Here is a 20,880-nt window from a genome sequence, read left to right on the forward strand (position 1 = left end):
TACGGGCCGGATGACCGGTCCCGCGGAGAAGGACGAGCTGCGCATCGTGCCGGGCGAGAGCATCGGCCCGTTTCGCGTCGGTGAGGCGATCGAGCCGCAGCTGGCGCTGCTGACCGGCGACGTCGCGGTCGAGGAGCGCGGCGATACGCGGGTGTTCACGACGCGCGATGTGAGCCTGTTCGTCGAGGCCGGGCTCGTCACGCAGATCGGGATCCACGAGGAGCACCCGGGCGCGACGAGCGAGGGGCTGCGCCTCGGAATGACGCTCGGCGAGGTGGAGGGCGAGCTGTTGCTCGATCCGTTCAACGAGGTGCTGCTGTTCGCGGGCGTCGACGGCCTGTGCTTCTCCACCGGCCAGGCGCTCGAGCCCGTCGCCGAGGCGGCGCTGAACGAGGCGGCGCCGGCGGTGCTGTCGCGCGCCGACCGGATCGAATGGATCGGGGTCCACCTGCGGGAGTTCGACAGCCCGGAGGCCGTGCCGGTGACGCTTGAATGAGCGGGGCGTCGCCGGGTGTCTCCTCGGACATGTCCTTGAGAGCAGGGGCCGGATCTACGGCCGCCGCGGGTCGCGGTACGGCAGGAGCCGCGGCCACCAGCAGCGCAGCTCGTCGCGGTAGCGCACGTAGGGCTCGCCGAAGCGCGCGTGCAGGTCGCGCTCCTCGAGCGGTCGCACGAAGGCGTCCCAGATCAGGCCGCCGGCGATCGTGTAGAGGACGGTGAAGGTCGAGCCGAGGCCGAGGCCGACGGCGAAGCAGGCCCCGAGCCCGCCGACGGCCATCGGGTTGCGCAGGTGGCGGTACGGGCCGACGACGACGAGCTCGTTGGCCATGTCGAGCGGGAGCGGGGTGCCGCGGCCGTGCCGGGCCATGACGAGGCCGCTGGCGAGGTTGAGCGCGCCGAACGCCGCGAACAGGACGAGCGCCAGCGCGCGCTGGCCGGGGAAGTGCCACGGTTCGAGGTCGAGCGCGTGCTCGAGCCGCACGAGCAGCCACGGGCCTGCGCCGACGAAGACCAGCCAGAAGACCGCCGACTGGGCGGCGGTCTTGGCCACGTTCCAGGCGGTGCTCGCCGGCCGGGCGCTGCGGAACGACGGGTGTCGGCGCGGCTCGCTCACGCGAGGACGGTCGCACGATTCGTCCGCGGCGGGTAGGCGATCGCCTCACGGAGCGCGGTCGTGCGGCGCGTGAGCGGTGATGCGCGCCGCGGGGGCGGCGTGATATGTCTCATTGGACATGTCCGCGCATTGCGGCGCCGCTGCGATCAATCGTCCTCGTCATCCTCGTCGTCGTCGCCGTCGTCGTCGTGGCTGGCGCATTGCTGGGGCTGGTCGCCCCACTTGTCGCAGAAGCGGTTGGCCAGGAGGCCCCCGCGGCTGCCGGGGAGGCTGCCGCACGAGCTGAAGTCGTCGAGCGCGTCGAGGCAGGCGGGATAGGCGTAGGGGACGCCGGCGTCGTCGAGCAGCTTGAGGCGCATCATGTCGCCCACGCAGACGGCGCCGCTCGGGCCCCACTCGGCCTCGGGGCCCCAGTTGGAGCGGCTGAGGGTCGCGGCGGCCTGGATCCGCGGGGACAGCTTGTCGAGCACGTCGATCGGCGTGCCGGTGAAGGTGTGCGGGGTGCCGTCGCCGCAGTAGTCGGCGCGCGCCATGCGGGTGCAGGCCTGGTGATGGTTCGCCAGCGAGGTCGAGCCCGCCGTGGCCCACGGCCGGTAACCCCACTCCACACACTTGGCGAGCACGGCGTCGCGACAGGCGAAGGTGACGACGCCCGGATCGACGATCCGCGCGCCAGTGGTGAGGTCCCAGTGGTTGGCGAGCGGGATGGCCTGGGTCGGCTGACCGAGGTGGTCGAAGCACAGGCTCTCCCAGCCGGGGTCACCGGGGGCCTGGATCGAGATGTCGTAGAACCACACGTCGCTGGTCGGGGCGGCGGGATTCTTGTAAATGTCGTCGAAGCGCAGCTTCCACGGCTCGCCGTCGATGTCGAGGTCGATCACCGCGCCGACCAGCTGCGCGCCGGTGAACAGCTGCAGCGCGCCGTTCACGAGCCCGGTCGCCGAGAGGCTGCTGCCGGTCAGGCTGAGGCCGTTGAGGTTGATGCCGTTGAGGTTGATGCCGTTCATGCGCATGCCGTTCATGCGCATGCCGTTCATGCGCATGCCGTTCATGCGCATGCCGTTCAACACGGCCGTGTTCAGCGCCATGCCGTTGCCGACCTGCTCGCGGAGCTCGACGGCCGGGTCCGCCAGGTCCGCCACACCATCGCACGAGGCCAGAGAGCACACGCACGCCACTACCGAGATCCCGCGGGTCAAGGTCATCTTCGACTCCTGTCCCCGCTGCATGATCGCGGTGGTCGGCTCGCGCAACGTCGCAATGCATCACGGCGAGCGTGGCAAACAGCACCGCCGCCGAGGCCGCCGCGCGGTTCGGGCCACTGTCGACAGTGAAAGGTAGGCTGAGTTCGTCGCGGCGCCGAGCTCCGCGGCGAGTCGAGCGATCCGCTCGAAATGGGCCGCGGACCGGCTGCGAGGCGGGCGATCCGTCATTCGACGACGAACGGGATCTCGACGGCGCCGAAGGGCTCGCCGGTGCCGGCGTCGACGAGGTCGGCGACGAAGTCGACGCGCCGCGTGTCCTCGACGTGCTCGAAGTAGAGGTAGCCGGTGATCCGCCCGCCAGGGCTCAAGACGCCCTCGGGGAGGGCTTTTTGGATCATGTCGCCGGACGGCAGGGCGACCCGCTGAAAACCGGTGTAGTAGCTGTCGTAATACATGCCGCGGTACGGGAAGGGGCCGCTCCAGACCGACCAGCCGGGGTACCACGGCGAGAGGTACGGGGCGACGCCGAAGCCGGTCGCGGGATAGACCATGTCGATCGGGGCGTAGACGGTGTCGTGGATCCGGAACGGGGGCAGGGCGACGTAATTCACCCCGCCGGGGGAGACGAGCCGGAAATGCTCGTAGCGCAGCTCGAGCGAGCGGTCGCTGCGATTGGTGAGGATGACGAGCAGCGGGGTGACGGCGTCCTCGAGATCGGGCGGAAAGCCGCGCCAGGCGTTGGCGGAGGCGATGACCTCGACGCCGGCGTCCTCCGCCATCGCGGCGTCGCCCAGGCCAGGGACGCGCCGGGCTTCGGGCGCAGGCGCGAGGGGGTGGGCGCAGCCGAGGAGCACGGCGAGCGGCAGGAGCCGGAGGCAGGCGGACATGGCAGGCAGAGCGTGCGAGGCCTGGCGCCGAGGCGCACGCGGCGGACGAGCAGGCCGAGCGGACGCAGGCGGGGCGTGAGCCCGGCGGTCGTACGCGCGCGGGCGCGAGGTCTGGCAATGGCGGCAGCCCGCTTCGCGCGGGCGACGAAGCGGGCGGGCCGTGCGGGGCGAGCGCGAGCCGCCTCACAGCGGCGAACGAGCCGCGCGAAGACGCCGACGGTTCACGCTCGTATCACCCGAGCTCCGAGGCGCGACGAGCGAGCGGGCCGGCGGCCCTGCGCGGCGCAAATCCTCGCACTTGCGAAGCGGATGTGAACACGACGATTCTCTCGCTGCAGATCGTGAATGATGGCAGTCGTGCTCAGCGTGACCGGTGAAATGTGATTGCGGTGCGGCGCCGTTGGGCGAGCGAATGAATGGCGAAAGGTCGCGATCTGTCCGGCGCCAGCGGTCGGCGACGGCCTCGACCGCGGGCTCGACCGGCCCGATGGCGATGCGTTCAAGACGTCGCGCCACACCAGCCTCGGCGAGGCGAGCAGGCCGGGAGGTCGGCTCGCGGGTCCGGGTCGGTGTCCGCGGTCGTGCGAGGCGAGTAGTAGGATCGCACGCGGCCCGTGACGAGGGGGCGAAATCGTCGATGCTCGCCGGCGCGTGCGCGGCCTACAATCTCGCGGTGAGCGAATCATCCGCGGCGAGCGATTGGCGGCGGCGACACGCGCTCGGGTTGCCTGCCGGCAGCGTGCGGGCGTTGCTGGCGCTCGGGGTGGTCGGGACTGTCTGCGGGCTGCTCGTGCGTGAGCCCGATCGGCCGCCGCCGGAGGCGCTGGAGAGCCTGCTGTTCGTGGTGCTCGGGCACTACTTCGCGGCCCGGGCCCGGGCCTCCGAGGACCCGGCCGCAGGCCCGCCGCCGCTGTGGCTGCCGCGCGGATCGATCCGGCTGCTGCTGATCGCGGGGCTGGTCGGCGTCGGCGTGGTGGTGCTGCGCCAGGAGGGGGCGGCGTCGCAGCGCGGGGTGGTGACTCTGGCGCTGGCGGCCGCGTTCGTGCTCGGCCTGCTGCTGACGCGGGTGACGCGGTGGCTGCAGCGGCGCATCGGCGGGCAGTCACGTGTCCTCGAGGACATGCGGGCGATCGTCGGGCTCGTGGCCGTCGGCGCGCTGGCGCTCCACGCGTTTTACGGCGTGCTGCCCGACGCGGCGACCGTCGGGGTGGGCCGGCTCGGGCTCGAGCAAGGGCTGGCGGCGCTGGTCGGGTTCTACTTCGGCTCGCGGTCGTGATGCGGTGCTAGGCTGAAAAGATGCTCAGCGATCGCGTCGGCCTCGATCCTGCCAAGCTCGCCACGCTCGCGGCGATCGTCGAGCCGCAGCGGACGCTCGCGGCGGTGGCTCGCTGGTGCGGGGCCGGCGGGGCGCGGCTCGTCGAGGTGATCACGCAGGACGAGTACACCCACGACGTGGTGGTCCACGTCGAGGATGCGCTGCACCTCGTATACGACACGACGTGACTCGGGGGCGTGACGGCGGTCGCCGTCTGGGACCACGCGCCGACGGCCGACGAATTGCTGGCGGCCCGGGTCGCTGCCGGCTGGCGGCCGACGCCGACGGCGACCCGCGAGGGCGACGTGATCCTCGGCCACGCGGCGTGTCTGCTGCCCGGGGCCGATCTGCCGGCGAAGTGATGCTAGCGGGGGTCGGGCGGGCTCCGTGGTCGCGGCTAAACAACGTCTCACTGGCAGTGCCGCCGGGATGTCGGGAAGGATGAGACCCGGCGATGCGGTCAGCCGGCGCTCCGCCGGGGTGTGGCCGCGGGGCGCGGTGATACCATCCCGGCCACGCATGGGACTGCTCAACAAACTCTTCGGTGGTGGAACACAGCTCGAGCTGAAGCTCGACCTCGACAAGATCCCGCCCGGCGGCACCGTGGCCGGCTCGCTGACGCTGACCGGCGGCAAGAAGCCGCTCAAGCTGACCGCGCTCAAGGTCGACGTCGTGTCGGTGCTCGTGCAGTCGAAGGAGGGCAGCTCGCTGCCGTCGATCGACATCAAGGTGCTGGCGAGCAACGTCGTCGCGCAGGACCGCGACCTCGCGCCGGGCAGCCTCAACAAGTTCGAGTTTCGCTGCAAGATCCCCGAGGACGCCAAGCCGGACGCCACCTACAAGGTCGTGGCCTCGGCGGACATCCCGAGCGTCAAGGACCCCTCGGCCGAGGCGCCGCTGACGGTGATCGGCGGCGGGCGCGGGCTGCTGGGCGCAGTCAAGTCGCTGATCGGGATGGGTGACAGCGAGAACGTGGTGCTCGAGCGGTTCCCCGGGCTCACGTCGCGCGACACCGACGACCTGGAGAACGCGCTGCACGAGCTGCAGTGCGAGGCGTACGACCGCGACAACAACTTCACCGGGATCCACGGCTTCCTGCTCAAGCTGGTCGAGACCCACCGCGAGGACTCGGTGCGGCGGGCGGCGCTGGCGGCCTGGGGCACGGTGCTCGACAACCGCGCCAAGCCGGAGCACATCCGGGCGCTCGAGACGCTGGCCGGGCGCGACCTGCCGTCGTATTTGATGGAGGAGGTCGTGTCGGTGGCGGCCAAGTTCGCCGAGGAGGGGGCGATGCCGCTGGTGCAGCAGCTGGCGCGGCACCCGGCGCCCGAGGTGCGGGCGCGGCTGGCGACGGCGCTCTACCTCGACGCCGACCACGACCTGCCGGGCCGCCGCGAGCTGATCCTGCAGCTGTGCCAGGACGGCGACGTGTCGGTGCGAGCGAACGCGTTCGGCGCCACCGCGAGCCTGGTCGAGCAGCTCGACGTGATGCAGTTCGTGGCGAACTGGGCCGCGCAGGACTCGTCGCCCGAGGTGCAGGCGCAGTGCCTGTCGGCGATCGCCCTGGCGCACAACTACGGCGGCGTCGACCTGGTGTTCGGCACGTACCTGCAGCACGCGCAGGGCAACCCGAGCGCCGACGTGCGCAAGGAGATCACGGAGCGGCTGCACTGGCTGCCTTCCGACGAGCGCCTGACGCAGCTGGTGTCGACGTTGCTGTCCGACCGCTCGTCCGAGGTCCGGCGCTCGATGGCGTGGCAGGGCTGCAACATGGAGGAGCACCCGGAGCTCGGGCAGCTGTTCGTGCACACGGCCGTGAACGACCCCGACGACGCCGTCCGCGCCGACGCGCTGCGCGGGATCGACAAGTTCATGCCGCTGCCCGAGGCGGTGCAGTTCCTGCGCCAGCGCCTGGCGGTCGACCGCAACGAGAAGGCCTACTGGGCGGCGCTCAACGCCGTCGAGGGCCACATGCCGGCCCGCGAGGCGCAGGCGCTGCTGCAGGAGATCGCCCGCGGGCCGTTCTCGTCGGCGGGCGAGCGCGCGCGCGAGGTGCTCGCCGGCGAGTAGGCGGGTGATTGGGTCTCCGGGACATGTCCCGGAGGGCCGGTGCGAGAGGACAGGTCTTTCGGGACCTGTCCTGGAGGCCATTCGTATCCACGCCCCCGGCTTGCGCGCGGTGTCGACCGGTGGGTCGCTCGCGGGCGACCCGCTCCCCGCGCGACGCAGGTGTAAGCCGGGCGCGCGGCGCGAGCGTACGGTCGGCGATGCCGCCCTCCTTCATCGCCCTGCTGACCTTCGCGTGCCGCCTCGCGCCCATGGTGCGACGCAGCTTCTTGTTGGCGTGCCCTCTCGTCGTTGCGGCATGCACGCCCGTGCGGTCGCCCACGCTCGACCGGCCGTCGCGCGCCACGGCGCCCGACGAGCCCGTGCCCGAGGCCCGAACCTCCGCTCCCGCGAGTCCAGCCGCCAACCTCTGGCGGTGGGACCGAGGCGACGGCCAGTGGGGCGACAGGCTCGCCAGGCAGCGGACCCTCACCACAGACCAGGGCACCTACGAGCTGCGCTATCTCGCCCTCGCCCCGGCTGGCGAGCATCCACAGGACCAGCGCTTCGGGATCGTCCATTTCGACGGCAGCGGCAAGCTGCGCTGGCAGGCCGAGCTCGGCAAGCACTTCGTGGCCACTGGCGCGATGGTGCGGGCGGGCGAGCTCATTCATGCCACGCACCACAGCGCCATCTCCTCGGGGGCGCACGTCTCGACGATCGATGCCACCAGCGGACAGGTGCGCTGGACCGTCGAGCTCGCGGCCCTGGGCCCGATCTCTCACAGCCAGTACCACAACGAGACCCAGATCGAGCTCGACGACCGCGGCCTGGTGATCTACGGCAACGAAGCCCAGGGCGCGTACACGGAGGTGCTCGATCCCAAGAGCGGCAAGCAGCTCGGCCTGAGCCGGCCCGATCCTCGCTTCGTCGGCCTGGTCTGGGAGGGCAAGGGCCCGAGCGAGCCGTTCGCGGCCCCCGGCCCCGCGGAGCTGGTGGTCGGTTCCACCCGCTACGTGCTCGCCGGCTCGGACGATCGCCAAGCCCCGGCCAGGCTCGCGCGCATGGATGGACCCGAGACGGTCTGGACTCTCCCGCTGCGCAGCCGAGGCTCCTGCACTCATGCGGCCATGAGGGTGGTCGACGCCGAGCTATGGGTCGCCCTCTATTGTGCGTTCGCCAGCGGCGTGGAGCTGTTCGCGGTGGATACGGCCTCGGGCACTCGCGTTCGGGAGGTCGGCGTGCGTGGGCTCGGGCCCATCGACCACTCGGAGTACTACAACGAGGTCGCGCTCGACGTCCTCCACGGGCACGTGGTCGTGCGGGGACGCGAGGCTGCGGGGCGCTACATCGAGATCGTCGACCCCGCGGTCGGTGCATCGCGCGTCGGCCTGACGTTCCGCGACTGAGCGTTCGGCGCCACCGCGAGCCTGGTCGAGCAGCTCGACGGGATTGCAGGAGATCGCCCGCGGGCCGTTCTCGTCGGCAGGCGAGCGCGCGCGCGAGGTGCTCGCCGGTGAGCAGGCGGGTGACTTGTCCTCCGGGACATGTCCCGGAGGGCCGGTGCGAAAGGCCAGGTCCTTTGGGACCTGTCCTCGAGGTCTGATGGCTTCACGTCCCGGGCTTGCGGGCGGTGATGTAGACCTCCGAGAAGTCCGCGCCGTGGTCGACCTCGGCGCCGGTCACGGCGGTCTTCCGCGTGGTCACGCAGACCATCACCTCGGACGCATCCGGGGGGTAAGGGTCGGTGTCGAGGACGCGCAAGGTGCCTCGTCGCTCCGGGTCGCGCAGCCACTCGGCGTAGTACTCGCCGGCGTAGCCGGAGAGGACGGCCAGCCACGACTGCAGTTGCTCGATCCGGTCCGTACGGGCGATCCACAGCGGTCCGCCGGACGCGAGCTGCAGGAGGGCGTAGCCGGATGCGGTAGGCCGGGCGACGAATGCCGCGAGCGGGGTCTGGACCTCGCGCACGCGCAGGCCCATGGCCGCGGCCGCGCGGGGCAGGGCGTCGGCTTCGCACAGCCGCGGGGCGGCCCACACCTCGACGTCGCCGGCGCCGAGGAACACCAGCTCCTCGGGACGCAGCCCGGCGCGCGTCAGGAGGGCGCGGACCTGCGGGAGTTCGCCGGCGAAGTGATCCGGGAACGCGAGGGTCGCGTTGCCGAAGGCGTTGTTGGTCCGCGCTTCGAGCGTGCGCAGCGAGGTCGCGAGCGCGGGATCGGAGGGGCGCACCGTGACGAGGGTGAAGACCTCCTGGGGGAGCCAGCGGTAGCTGGCGAACGCGGCCGGCGGATCGGCGCACAGGTCGATGGACGTGCTGGGACGCGAGGCGGCGCGCTGCGCCGGGCGATCGCTCAAGCGCTTTGTGGTGGTTGCGGCGTCCGGGGCGGCCGCGACGGTCGCGGGGGCCGCGACGGTCGCGGGGGCGGGGCGACAGGCGGTCACGAGCACGAGCGCGCCGAGGGCGAAGGTCGGCGGCGAGCTCCGGCGAGGGCGCGACATCGGGTCCGGAGAGGCTAGTGCTGCCGGGCTGCAAACGCCAGAAGTCGGGAGCGGAATCGCATTCGGGGTGCTTTTGCGGCCGGAAGACCATCATGGCACGGACGGCTCCCAGATCCTCGTCACCGAACGGCAGAGCTGGCGAAACGAGGGATCGTCGGCTCGAGCTCCGCGCGCGAGGTCGGCCGATTTTTACAGGGAGGCCGACAGTCGGCCGCACACTGGCTGCGAAACACACCCGAGGACCCGGAGCGCTTCGCCATGGCACGCACTGTCGATGCCGGTCCCGACGTGCGCTGGATCTCCGTCCTCGACAATCTCGACACCCACGACTCGGAGGCGCTGGATTCGTCGCAGCCCGCTGCGACTTCGACTTGCCCCTCGGAGCGGCGTCTTGCACGCGCGAGCGTCACGGCTTCACGCACCGCTTGCGCATCCTGGCGAGCAGCGCGGCGTGCTCCGGATCGTCGATCTCGAACATGGTCACCGCCGCGACGATCTGCTCGTAATCGGGAGGGCAAAACGGGATCGTCCTGAGCGCGGTCGCCAGGGTCTGCTTGGCGGCCTGGACGTGACAGAGGTCGACGACCTGGCGCAGCCGCTGCCGGGCCCACGGCGTCTCGATCTTCACCAGCCGATTGAACGCGACGAAGCACCCGGGCGGCATGGAGGGGATCCGCCGCCAGTAATCGCTTGTGAGGGCCTTCTTGGCCTCGGCGATCGCCGTGGCGGCATCGGGGGCGGCGGCCATCTCGTCGCACAGCGCCACCGCCCGGACGAAGGCGTCCCGCGACTGGCGCTCGGCCAGCCACGGGAGGGTCTGGCACTCCTCGATCTCCAGGAGGGGGTAGTCGGCGCCGCCGGCGTCGCCGGCGTCGCGCATCGCCTCGACCGTCTTGCTCAGCCGGTCGACCTCGCGCCCGAGCAGCTCGTCGCACTGCTGCGTGAGCTCGGCGTCGCCGATCCAGGGCGCCGTCTGGCACTCGCGCAGCGCCGCGGACACGCCGGTGCCGCTCGCCAGCGCAGTCGCGACCACCGGCTTCACCGACGCCGCCTGCTCCCGCGCGGCGATGTCGTGCCTGCAGCGGCGGAATGCTCCGCAATCGAGCTGCTGCGCGCACGCCAGCTCGGCGGCGTCGCGCTCGGGGTCCCGGCCCCGGGCGAGGTGGCACTCGCCGAGTGCTTGCCCGCGGGTCAGTTCGGCCATGCTGCGGTCGTCCTCGGGCCCGCAGGCGATCTCACGATCGACCCGCACCGCGCACGCGTCGGCCTCGTCGCGCTCGTGTGGCGGGGGTGGATCGGTCGAGCACGCGAGCAGCAGGCTCGACGCGATCGTCACGGTCCGGATGCCGACGACCATCGTGTGAATGCTAGCGGATCCTCGCGCGGGTCGCTCACACCAGCCGCCAAGCGTCCTTCGTGAGCGGGTCGCGGTCGCGGATCCTGACGACCTGGCCGCCCGCGAGCCCGGGCGACAGCCGGGCGAAATTGCTCAGTTCGCGGCATCGACGACGCGCTGCTCGGAACGCGAACAACACCGGAGCTCGAGCGCCACGGCGAGGTTGTCGGGGTCGGTGACGACGTCGACGATGCGCATCCGACTGCCGCACTTGTGGCCGATGGTGATTCCGGCAGCTCGAAGTCGCGGGTCGCTCGACATGAAACGCGGCCGTCTCGCCGTGCGCGCTCGCGTTCACGGCTTTCCGCCCGCGCGCTCGCCCTTCGCGGACATCGCCTCGATCGGCTCGGCCTGGACGTCTCACCGCTCATCGTCCTCGACCTTTCCTGGCCTCCACGGACCCGGCGAGGACGACGAGACCCGGCTTCAGCGCCTCTTGCGGCGCCACGGCGGATCGCGGTCCGCGGGGCTCGACGGCGGCCTTGTGATCGCGCCCGCGCCCGCCGCGGAGGGAGATGTCCTTCGGGACAGATCGAAGGGGGTGCTTGAACAAAGCCTGAAGGCCCGGGCGCGTGGGCGACCGGGCCTTCGGGACAGGTGACCTGGCCGGAGGGTCAGGGCATGGGGTCGTACTTGACGCGGTTGATCGAGAGCTTGATCGAGTCGACGACGCCGGCGTCGTTGATGTTGGAGTCGGCGACGCAGAGGCGCCAGGTGCCGGTGGCGGTGTCGCCGAAGAAGTCGCCGAAGTTCATGCCGGGGCCCGAGCCGGGGTTCGGCGACCACTCGCACGGGTCGATGTTGTCGTCCTTGCAGATGATCTGGTTGGTGTTGGCGAGCACCTTGCCGAGGTCCTCCGCGGTGTTGCCGGCGCCGTCCTTGAAGGTGATCGGGAAGTCCTTCGACAGGTTGGCGCTGTCGCCGCAGCAGCCGCTGCCGTCGTCGTTCATGTCGACGAGGCCGGGGCGGCTGACGAGGGTGAGGATCTTGTCCTCGGGGCTGACGAGCTTGACGGTGACGTCGCCGACCCAGTTGTGGTTGATGCCGAGGGTGACCTGGATGTCGCGGACGAAGTTGATCGGGTCGTCGGGCACCTCGAGGTCGTGGCAGTACATGGTGTCGAAGGTGCCGTCGTAGATCTCGTCGATGACCATGCCGCCGATCGCGGTCGCCTCGACGACCTCGAGCTTCTGCGCGGTCGGGCAGTCGTTCTTCGACTCGAGCACGACAATATCCTCGCACATGGCCCCGAGCGCGGCCAGGATCGCGTCCTGGTCGGGCTGGGCGACCATCGCGGTGTTCATGGCGGTGACGAGGTCGCCGACCAGGGCGCCGAAGTCGGTGATGTCGATGCCGGTGTTGTCGTTGCTGTCGAGCAGGCCCTCGTGCGACTCGAGCATGGTCTTGCACGGGTTGCCCGCGCCGACGCCCGGGTCGGCCGGCGCGGGGGCGTCGACCTCGAGGCCGTACTTGCTCGGGCCGTCGATGCCGCCGACCTGGCGCGTGAGACAGGTGTTGAGGCGGGCGTAGTCGGCGGCGCCGAAGAAGCCGTTGATGGCGGGGTCGAGGGCGACGTTGTCGAGGAACGAGCCCACCTCGCCCGAGGCGCCGATGAGGGTGCGGATCGCCGGCTTGCGGCCGACCCGCTGGTAGACGGTCAGGTTGCTCTCGGCGTCCTCGACGATGTCGCTCTCCATGTCCGTCAGCGCGGACAGGATGGTGTCCTTGTCGGCGTCGCCGAGCTCGGGATGGTTGGCCTGGTGGGCGTCGAGCGCGGTCGAGAAGTCGGCGGCGAAGTCGGCGAAGTCGAGCGCCGAGATGCCGAGGCCGGTGTGGGCGGCCTTCATGTCCTGGCAGTCGTAGACGACGCCGCCGCACTCGGCCAGGGCGCCGAGCTGCTTGTTGAGACAGGTGCTCAGGTTGCCGCCGTCGACGTCGCTGTTGAGGAAGTAGGCGTTGATCTTGTCGTCGAGCAGGACGCCGCCCACGGCGGCGGTCACGAGCTCGGCGACGCCGTCCTTGCCGCCGAGAGCGACGCACAGGGGCCCGTCGGCCTCGCCGGTGGTGGTCGTGGTGGTCGTCGTCGTGTCGGTGGTCGGGCCCTCGGTCGTGGTCGGCCCGGTGGTCGTGGTGGTGGTCGTGGTCGGCGGCTCGCTCGTGGGCGCCTGGGTGGTGTCGGGCGCTTCGGTCGTGCTCGTCTCGGTGCCCGTGTTGTCGGTGTCGGTCTCGGTGGTGGTGCCTGTGCCGGGGGGACAGGCGGCGAGGAGGCCGAAGCCGCCGACGAGCGCGAGGGTGGGGCGGAGATAGTTCTTGTGCATTGCGGGGCCGATCAGGCCGAAGACGGCCGGAAAGTCAGTAGGCGACCAGGTCGGCCAAACTTACCCCCACGCGCGACCGGAGAGAAGTCGACGACCGAGCCGCCGTCGCCCTGGCGCGCTTTTTTTGGGGGCAGAAGGCCGCGGGCCGCACTCGCCGACGTCGTCGACTGGCCGATCCGACCTGTCCTTTCAGTGTGGTCGCTCGGGACAGGTGGGCCCAGATCGATCACGGCCGCGCGCCGGTCCGCGAGGACAGGTCGCCCATGGCAGCCAGCGCTCGCACTGCGGCGGTCTTCTTGGCCTCGGCGGCGCGCCGCAGGTCGGGCTCGGAGAGCAGCAGCAGCGCGAGCCGCCGCTTGCCGTCGTCGCCGCCCGTCGGCAGGACGCGCGCCAGAGTGGCGCGGATGATCGCGGACTCCTCGGCGTCCGGGGCGCCGCCTTCGCGGGCGTCGAGATCGGCGACGGCGCGCTCGGCGGCCTCGCGGGCGTCCGCGCCGCGGCCGAGCGCGAGCAGGGCCTGCGCCCGCAAGGCGTGGACGTAGGGCACCGGCGGCTGGATCGGCGGCTCGCGCGGGGCGCTGGCGATCAGCCGCTCTGCCTGCGCCAGCGCGGCCTCCGGATCGCCGAGCCACAGCGCGACCTCGACGAGGTTGCGCTCGACGATCCGCGCGTACACGTGCTCGTTGCCGAAGCGCTGGCGGTACAGCGCGAGCGCCTCCTGGTAGTGCTGGCGCGCGCCGGGCAGGTCGCCGCGCATGTCGGCCAGCATGGCGAGGTCGTTGTGCAGCGTGGCCCGGTGCATGGCGTCGACGTCGGGCTGGTCGCGGTAGATCGCCAGGGCCTCGTCGTAGCGGGCCTGGGCGCCGTCGAGATCGCCGCGCAGGGCGGCCAGCTCGGCGAGGATCCGGGCCGACTCCGCGAGGGCGACGTTGCCCTTGGGCAATGTCCTTTGGCGCACGTCATGGGCCTCGCGGGCGAGCGCCTCGGCGCGGTCGAGGTCGTCGCGCTCGAGCGCGAGGGTGGCGGCGTGACAGAGGACGCTGGCGGTGACCGGGTGGGCGCGGCCGTAGGCGCGCTCGTGGGCCGCGATGGCGCGGTCGAAGGTCCGCTGGGCCTCGTCCAGGGCCTCGAGGCGGTGGTGGATCAGCGCGAGGCTGTGCAGGGCGTCGGCGAGGTTGTGGGCGTTGCCGGGGTCGTCGCGCTGGTACAGGGCGAGCGCGCGCTGGGCCGGGGCGAGGGCCTCGTCGTAGCGGCCGAGCAGGCGCAGGCCGTTGGCGACGCCGAGGTCGAGGCGGGCGCGCAGCGAGGCGTCGTCGCCGGCGCGGACGATCGCGGCCTCGGCGGCGAACCGGTGGGCGTCGAGGCGGACCGCGTCGGGCTTGTGGGTGCCGACGTGGTAGACGAGGTCGGTCCAGGCGGTCGCGGCGGTGTGGTCGTCGTGGCCGCGGGAGGCGGCGGCGATGGCGGCCGCGAGCGACTCGGCGCTCATGTCGTGGCGGGCCAGGCGACGCTGGATCCGCGCGCGCACCCGCAGCGCCTCGGCCTCGAGCGGGGCGTAGGCGAGGGCGGTGGCCTCGTTGACGGCCAGCAGCGCGAGCTCGAAGGCGCGGGTGTAGTCGGCGGCCAGCTCCTGGGCGGCGGCGTCGGCCAGGCGGGCCTCGACGGCGGCGACCTTGTCGGGGGCGTCGGGCGGCGGGACGACGCTGTCGAGGGCGTCGGTGGCGGCGCAGGTCGAGAGGTCGCCGAGGAGCGAGATGGCCTCGGGGGCGTGTTCGATCGTCCCGGCGCCGGCGTGGGCGAGGCCGTCGCTCAGGGCCTGGAAACGGCGGAGGTGGCGGTTCAAGCAGCGGCTGCGGAGGTCGAGGATCCGCTCCGACTGGTCGCCGTAGATGCGCGTGGCGGCGCAGGCGTCGTGGTGGGCCTCCTGCCAGGTCGCGGCGTAGGCGGAGAGGGCCTTGTCGACGCTCTGCCAGGCGTCGGCGGCGTAGGGGGCGCCGGAGGCGAGGAAGGCCTGCTCGATCTCCGCGCGCCGCGGGGCGTCCCAGATCCCGGCGAGCCGCTGCTCCGCGCCCTGGCACGGGCTGATGGCGGGGCCGCGGGCGAGCCACAGGCCGAGGCCGAGGCCGAGGCCGCCGAGGCCGCCGAGGAGCCAGGCGCCGCGGCGGCCGAGGCCGCGCTCGCGGGCGAGGGCGGCCAGCATGGCGTGCATCGACGGCCAGCGGTCGTCGGGGTCGAGCGCGAGGCCGCGGACGACGACCTTGCGCAGCCAGCCCGGCACCTGCGAGCCGGCGGGCGGGGCCTCGACCTTGCCCTTGATGATCTGGAAGGCGAGGGCCGACAGGCGCGCGCCGGAGAACGGGCGCACGCCGTAGAGCGCCTGGTAGAGGGCGATCGAGAACGAGAACTGGTCGCTGAGGGCGTCGGCGGGGCGGCCGAGGTGCTGCTCCGGGGACATGTACGCGGGCGTGCCGATCAGGGCGCCGGTGCGGGTGACGAGCGCGAGCTCGGCCTCGTGCTCGCGTGAGCGCGACGAGCCCGAGGTCGAGGCCGAGGCGATGGCGGCGAGGGCGTCGCTGTCGCCGCTGAGGCTCTCGGGGGCCTCGCCGGAGGCGCGCGCGAGGCCGAAGTCGAGGACGCGGACGCGGCCGTCGTCGCCGATGAGGACGTTGTCGGGCTTGAAGTCGCGGTGGACCAGGCCGGCGGCGTGGGCGGCGGCCAGGCCCTCGCCGGCCAGACGCATGACCCCGAGCACCTCGGGCCAGCGCCGCGGCTGTTCTTTGAGCCAGGCGGTGAGGGTGCGGCCGGCGACGAACTCCATGGCGAGGAAGATGTGGTCGCCGTAGGTGCCGACGTCGTGGACGCCGACGACGTTGGGGTGGGACAGGCGGGCCAGCGACTTGGCCTCGCGCAGCAGGCGGGCGCGGGCGTCGAGGCTGGCGTTGCCGCGCGAGTGCAGCAGCTTGAGGGCGATCTTGCGGTCGAGCTCGGGGTCGTAGGCGGCGTAGACGACGCCCATGGCGCCGGCGCCGAGGCGGCCGAGGATGATGTAGCGGCCGACACATGTCCCGGTGGACAGGTCGTCGACGGCCGCGCCCACGACCGGCGGGAGCTCGCCTTCGCGGGTGATCTCGCCGGACACGGAGGTGTTCTGCGAGGGCGTCCGATCGACCTCCACCGCGCGGGATCTTGCCCGACAGGGCCGGCCGCCTCAATGGCTCGGGGCGCGTGCCCGCGCGGACGGGGTTCGCGGCCGGCCCTGGGCGATGGTCCGCGGGCCGCGCGAGGAGTACCCTGCGGGCGACCATGGTCGACGAACACCTGACGCCCGTGCTCATGGCCTGCAGCGAAGCCGAGCTGGCCGTGCTGATCGAGTTCCTCGGCCGGCCGCCGTCCGGCCTGTTGTGGTTCGACCGCCGGCTCCGCGACCCTCGTTCGACGCGCGCCGTCCGGGTCGCGGCGGTGGTCGAGCGGATCTTGTGGCTCGGAGCGCACAGCGTTCTCGGGCGCACGGGGCCGGGCAAGCAGGCGTACCTGCAGATCGTGTGCGAGGCGCTGGCCGAGTTGAGCCTGTCCGAAGAGCCAGCCGAGGACGGGCTCGTCGGGCTCGAGCTGCGCCTGGTCCGCTACGCGCTCGACTCCAACTTCGAGGCGCTGCCGGCGGAGACGCAGCAGGCCCTGCTGGGCCGCTTCCGCGCTGGCGACATCTACGCCGAGGGGGTCCGCGACATCGGGCTCTTGCACGACTTCCTGACGCATACGCAGCCGGAGCGGAAGGCGCTGTTGCCGGGGCGCGCGGCGCACGTGGCGACCGACAAGCTGCGCGAGCAGGCGGTGGTGCAGGCGCGTCACCGCTTGCTGCAGGCGGGGCTCAAGCTGGTGCTGCGGCGCGCGGCCGGGCCGGTGTACCAGGCGGTCCGCGCGTGGGAATGGGCCGGCCCGGCGTTTCGGTACACCGTGCCGGTCATCGTCTACGTCGCGTACTTGCGCGGACACGTCGATGGCGAGGCGGCGGCGGCGGCGCCCGGATCCGAATCACACGAGCAGGCCCGACCTTGATCGGCTCTTGATCGCAGCCGATGCACTCCTGACGCCCGATTGATCGCGCGCCTGCGATCGTGAGCGGCGAACGAAAGGACTGCACCATGCTGCGTCAATCGCCGAATGCCGTCGTCACCCCCGTGCCCGTCCGCGAGCCCGTCGACGGCGACGCGTCCGTCTCCGCGGTCAGCGTCGCCGCGGAGGCCGGCAACCTGCTCGCGCCCTACTTCCGCGACCTCGCCGGGGTCGAGGTGATGACCAAGGAAGAGGAGCTCGCCGCCGCGATCCAGATCGCCGAGCTGCGCAAGGGCTTCTGGCGCTCGATCCTGAATTACCCGCCGTTCATCGACGGGATCTGCAGCCTCGCCTCGGAGGCGCTGCCGCCGGAGACCAGCCCGGTGGCGGCGCTGGCGGCGATGCGCCAGACGTCCCGGGCGCTGCGGGACCGCGACCTCCTGACCCACCAGAAGGCGTTCGAGGCCGCGCGCGAGGCGCTGGCGGAGCAGATGGGGCTGGCGGACGTCGACAGCGTGGTCTCGGACCAGATCCTGGCCGACCTCGCCAGCATCGAGCTCGGGGTGGCGTCAGGCCTCAGCATGAAGGTCAAGCTGCCCCGCCGCGGCAGCGCGCCGTTCTTCCAGTACGCGACGGCGGTCCGCCGCGACCACCACGCGCTGGTGCTGGCCAAGAACGCGTTCGTGCGCGCCAACCTGCGCCTCGTGGTGACGATCGCGCGCCGCTACAACCACGGCAAGATGCCGCTGCAGGACCTCATCCAGGAGGGCAACATCGGTCTGATGAAGGCGGTCGACCGCTTCGACCACCGCAAGGGCTTCCGCTTCTCGACCTACGGGTCGTGGTGGATCCGCCACGCCATCAGCCGCTCGATCGCAGACAAGGCGCGCAGCGTGCGGCTGCCGGTCCACATGATCGACGCCTACAACAAGGTCAGCCGCGCGCGGCGCGAGTTCGAGGCGCTGCACGCCCGCCGCCCGACCGACAGCGAGCTGGCCGCGCTCACCGGCGTCAGCACGGAGCGGATCGCGCGCATGCGCTGGTCGCTCGTGGAAGCGCCCATCAGCCTCGACCAGCCGCTGTCGGATGACTCCGGCCTGTCGCTGCTCGACGCGGTCGAGGACCCGAGCCACGTCGCCCCGGCCGAGCAGATCGACGCCGCGCTGCTGCTGTCGCAGCTGCAAGAGGTGTTCGGCCAGCTCAGCCCGATCGAGGCCGACATCCTGCGCAAGCGGATGGGTATCGGCGAGGAGCCGGAGCTGACGCTGAAGGAGATCGGCGAGCGCTACTCGCTCTCGCGTGAACGGATCCGTCAGCTCCAAGAGCAGGCGCTCACCAAGCTGCGCGGGGAGTTCCGCCGGCGAAACCTGTTGTAGCCGGGGCGGCGGGCGGCCTGTCGGGCGCGGCGGACGGCCCCGGCCCGCGGGCAGGGCGTTGACCGCGGGCGCCAACCGTTGCACGCTTTCGCCACCCCCGCTCATGGTTGTACCGGCAAGTCCCTCCGACACCAGGCCCAAGCCGCGTCGGCCACGCAGCTGGACAATGCACTCGATCCCGCTCGACGAGGATCCGCTGCCGGAGACCCTCGGCGGGCCGATCGGCCCCGGCGGCAAGCCGTCCGAGGTCGAGGTGCTCGGCGACCTGCGCGGTCACGTGCTGGCCGGTCGCTACGTGCTGACCGAGCTGCTCGGATCCGGCGACCTCGGTTGCGTCTACTCCGGCCGCGACCAGGCGAGCAACCAGCAGGTCGTGGTCAAGGTGCTCGCCGCGCCCGAGCAGCGCGAGGTGGTGGCGCGGATCGCCGAGCGGGCCCGCCGTCGCCTGGGAGTGCGTCACCCGTGCGTCGCCGCGGTGCTCGCCGAGGGCACCATGGGCGGCCTGTGGTACGCGGTGATGGAGCACGCGGAGGGCAAGAACCTCTACCACGCCGAGGGCGACCCGCGCTTCGAGGGCGCCGGCCTGCTCAAGCTGGCGGCCGAGCTGGCCGAGGGCCTGGCCACGCTGCACGCGCTCGGGGCCCCGCACGGGGCGATTTCGCCGGGCAACCTGGTGTGGAGCCAGGCCGGGGTGAAGCTGGTCGACCTCGACGTGCAGGCGCCGGGGCACCTGTCCGGAGGGGCAGAGCCGGCCGCGTCGACCGATGTGTCGATGCTGGCGTCGGTGCTGCTCGAGGTGGCCGGCGTGCGCGAGGCCGAGGCGCCGTGGATCGCCCCGATCGCGCGGGTGGTCCGCGGCGAGGCGCGGCCGAGCGCGGCCGAGTGGGCGCAGCAGCTGCGCAACGCCGAGATCGACGCGTTGAAGCCGGGGGTCGCCGACGCGGCCCGCCACGCCGAGGGCGCCATCGACTCGGCCTGGGACCAGGTGTTCGAGAGCGCGGACCTGCCGTTCCGGCCGTCGAAGGGGAAGGTCACCATCGACACCGGCCTGCACCGCATCGAGCCGCCGCCGAGCCTGGCGGTGCTGTCCTTCGAGGTCGAGGCCGAGACCTTCGTGCTGCCCGACCCGGGGGAAGACGAGCCCGAGTCGGAGGGGCTGTCGGCGACGTCGCTCACTTCGCTGACGGCGCTGGTCGAGGAGCTCGAGCCCGAGGTCGCCGCCAGGTCGCTCAAGCCGAGCAAGTCGGCGAGCGACGAGCAAGAGAGCAAGCCGGCGAGCAAGCCCGAGAGCAAGGCGGAGGCCAAGGCCGCGAGCAAGGAGAGCAAGGCGGAGGCCAAGGCCGCGAGCAAGGAGAGCAAGCCGGCCAAGGACCCGAACCGGCCGGCGACCAGGCCGCCCACGCGGCCGCCGACGTCGCCGCCGCTGGCCGCGTCGCCGCTGGCCACGCCGCCGCTGGCCGCGTCGCCGCTGGCCGCGTCGCCGCCCCAGCCGGTGGCCGCGAGCGAGCCGCAGGCGGCGGCGAGCGACCCGCGAGCGTTCGTCGTCCCCGCGAGCGAGGTGCCGTCGCAGTCGCTGTCCGCGTCGACGACCGCTGCGTCGGCCCCGGTCACCGCGTCGATCACCACCCCGGCCGCGCGGGTCGAGCGCCCGTGGCCAGGTCTGACGACGCCGGCCAACCGCCACACCACCCAAATGGCCCTCGGGCTGCTGGTGATCGCGGGCCTGTGCGCGCTGATCGCCTGGCGCCTGCAATCCTGGGCCACCTCCGACAAGCAGCCGACCGCGCCCGTGGTCAACCAGCCGGCGTCGCCCGAGCCGTCGACGCCGGCGCCGACGGCTGGCCGTTCAGACATGTCCCAAGAGACATCTACATTGGCCCGCGTGGCCCAGGCCGAGACGCCGCCGGGCCAGGCCGAAGCGGCGCCGACGCCGGCGCCCGACGAGGACATGGTGGTGATCGAGACGGCCGGCGAGGCGATCGACGACGTGGCGCCCGGCAACGGCGGCGCCGACCAGCTGAGCGCGGGCGACTTCCGCAAGCTCCTGCTGCGCACCAACCGCTCGCAGCGGGTCCGCCAGTGCTACGAGGAGCACGGGCCCGGCGACGTCGAGCTGGTCGCGCTGGTCGGCCGCGGCGGCAAGGTGCTCAAGCTGCGCATGGACCCGGGCCCGCTGTCCGACTGCCTGCGCAAGGTGGTGCTTCGGCTCGAGTTCCCCCGCGCGGCCCGCCAGGCCCAGCACAACTACGTGTTCCACCCGCCGGACGACGCGAAGTGAGGCGGCGCGCCTGTTCGAAGGGACAGGTGTGCGCGGCTGTCTGTTCCACCCGCCGAACGACGCGAGTTGAGGCGGCGCGGAGCGCCTGGTCGAAGGGACAGGTGCGCTCGACGCCTGTTCCAGCCGCCTGACGACGCGGAGTGAGCGGTGCGCGCCTGCTCGAAAGGGCAGGTGCGGTCGGCGTGCGGATGAACAACCCGACCGTGTGGAGCGACGGGTGGAGGCCGTCGCGGAGCTCGCGCTGGCGACGGGCACCAGCTGCCGGGGCCGGCGGCGTCCGTGGTCGCGTGCGCCCGAGCCCGCCGGCAGCGGAAGGCGACGCTTTGCGCGTCGGACGAGCGCCGGCGCGCGGTGGTTACGGACGCTTTACGTCCCGTCGACCGTCGCTTT

General features: G+C 72.3%; 16 protein-coding genes. 9 read left to right on the forward strand and 7 right to left on the reverse strand.

Annotation, left to right across the window (positions count from 1 at the left end; translation table 11 throughout):
* The first annotated feature begins 10 nt into the window (after positions 1-10).
* The gene (locus O0S08_RS14315; RefSeq protein ID WP_269039681.1) at positions 11-496 is read left to right on the forward strand and encodes a hypothetical protein; all 486 of its coding nucleotides are present in this window, start codon (positions 11-13) and stop codon (positions 494-496) included.
* Positions 497-550: 54 nt separating this feature from the next.
* Here the strand turns inward: O0S08_RS14315 and O0S08_RS14320 are convergent, their stop codons facing one another.
* From O0S08_RS14320 to O0S08_RS14330, 3 genes are all read right to left on the reverse strand, one after another.
* Positions 551-1,114: a methyltransferase family protein gene (locus O0S08_RS14320; RefSeq protein WP_269039682.1), complete on the reverse strand. Its 564-nt coding sequence runs from the start codon at positions 1,112-1,114 to the stop codon at positions 551-553.
* A gap of 146 nt (positions 1,115-1,260) precedes the next feature.
* Positions 1,261-2,367: an ADYC domain-containing protein gene (locus tag O0S08_RS14325; RefSeq protein ID WP_269039683.1), complete on the reverse strand. Its 1,107-nt coding sequence runs from the start codon at positions 2,365-2,367 to the stop codon at positions 1,261-1,263.
* Between the two features lie 176 nt (positions 2,368-2,543).
* Entirely contained in the window at positions 2,544-3,206 is a 663-nt protein-coding gene (locus O0S08_RS14330) for a hypothetical protein (protein WP_269039684.1), read from the reverse strand.
* Between the two features lie 673 nt (positions 3,207-3,879).
* Here O0S08_RS14330 and O0S08_RS14335 point away from each other — a divergent pair.
* The 5 genes from O0S08_RS14335 to O0S08_RS14355 all read left to right on the forward strand — a co-directional run bounded on the left by O0S08_RS14335 (position 3,880) and on the right by O0S08_RS14355 (position 7,976).
* A complete protein-coding gene (locus O0S08_RS14335; RefSeq protein ID WP_269039685.1) occupies positions 3,880-4,482 on the forward strand; it encodes a hypothetical protein in 603 nt (200 codons plus the stop codon).
* Between the two features lie 20 nt (positions 4,483-4,502).
* Positions 4,503-4,709: a hypothetical protein gene (locus O0S08_RS14340; RefSeq protein WP_269039686.1), complete on the forward strand. Its 207-nt coding sequence runs from the start codon at positions 4,503-4,505 to the stop codon at positions 4,707-4,709.
* Positions 4,710-4,718: 9 nt separating this feature from the next.
* Complete coding sequence (locus O0S08_RS14345; RefSeq protein ID WP_269039688.1) at positions 4,719-4,883, forward strand: hypothetical protein; 165 nt, start codon at positions 4,719-4,721, stop codon at positions 4,881-4,883.
* Positions 4,884-5,040: 157 nt separating this feature from the next.
* Positions 5,041-6,591, forward strand: coding sequence for a HEAT repeat domain-containing protein (locus tag O0S08_RS14350; protein ID WP_269039689.1), 1,551 nt, complete (start codon positions 5,041-5,043; stop codon positions 6,589-6,591).
* A 305-nt stretch (positions 6,592-6,896) separates the two neighbouring features.
* Complete coding sequence (locus O0S08_RS14355; protein ID WP_269039690.1) at positions 6,897-7,976, forward strand: PQQ-binding-like beta-propeller repeat protein; 1,080 nt, start codon at positions 6,897-6,899, stop codon at positions 7,974-7,976.
* Positions 7,977-8,178: 202 nt separating this feature from the next.
* Here O0S08_RS14355 and O0S08_RS14360 read toward each other — a convergent pair whose 3' ends face one another.
* From O0S08_RS14360 to O0S08_RS14375, 4 genes are all read right to left on the reverse strand, one after another.
* Positions 8,179-9,069 (reverse strand): hypothetical protein, encoded by an 891-nt coding sequence (locus tag O0S08_RS14360; protein ID WP_269039691.1) that lies wholly within the window; start codon positions 9,067-9,069, stop codon positions 8,179-8,181.
* Positions 9,070-9,475: 406 nt separating this feature from the next.
* The gene (locus tag O0S08_RS14365) at positions 9,476-10,426 is read right to left on the reverse strand and encodes a hypothetical protein (RefSeq protein WP_269039692.1); all 951 of its coding nucleotides are present in this window, start codon (positions 10,424-10,426) and stop codon (positions 9,476-9,478) included.
* 653 nt (positions 10,427-11,079) lie between these two features.
* Positions 11,080-12,783, reverse strand: coding sequence for a proprotein convertase P-domain-containing protein (locus tag O0S08_RS14370; RefSeq protein ID WP_269039693.1), 1,704 nt, complete (start codon positions 12,781-12,783; stop codon positions 11,080-11,082).
* Positions 12,784-13,009: 226 nt separating this feature from the next.
* Complete coding sequence (locus O0S08_RS14375) at positions 13,010-15,958, reverse strand: serine/threonine-protein kinase (protein WP_269039694.1); 2,949 nt, start codon at positions 15,956-15,958, stop codon at positions 13,010-13,012.
* Positions 15,959-16,086: 128 nt separating this feature from the next.
* Between O0S08_RS14375 and O0S08_RS14380 the strand changes: the two genes are divergently transcribed.
* The 3 genes from O0S08_RS14380 (at position 16,087) to O0S08_RS14390 (ending at position 20,490) form a co-directional block, all read left to right on the forward strand.
* Complete coding sequence (locus tag O0S08_RS14380; RefSeq protein ID WP_269039695.1) at positions 16,087-16,839, forward strand: hypothetical protein; 753 nt, start codon at positions 16,087-16,089, stop codon at positions 16,837-16,839.
* An 86-nt stretch (positions 16,840-16,925) separates the two neighbouring features.
* The gene (locus O0S08_RS14385; RefSeq protein ID WP_269039696.1) at positions 16,926-18,212 is read left to right on the forward strand and encodes a sigma-70 family RNA polymerase sigma factor; all 1,287 of its coding nucleotides are present in this window, start codon (positions 16,926-16,928) and stop codon (positions 18,210-18,212) included.
* Between the two features lie 166 nt (positions 18,213-18,378).
* Entirely contained in the window at positions 18,379-20,490 is a 2,112-nt protein-coding gene (locus O0S08_RS14390; RefSeq protein WP_269039697.1) for a protein kinase domain-containing protein, read from the forward strand.
* Positions 20,491-20,880: the final 390 nt, after the last annotated feature.

Origin of the sequence: Nannocystis punicea (assembly GCF_026965555.1) — a bacterium.
Lineage (GTDB): Bacteria > Myxococcota_A > Polyangia > Nannocystales > Nannocystaceae > Nannocystis > Nannocystis punicea.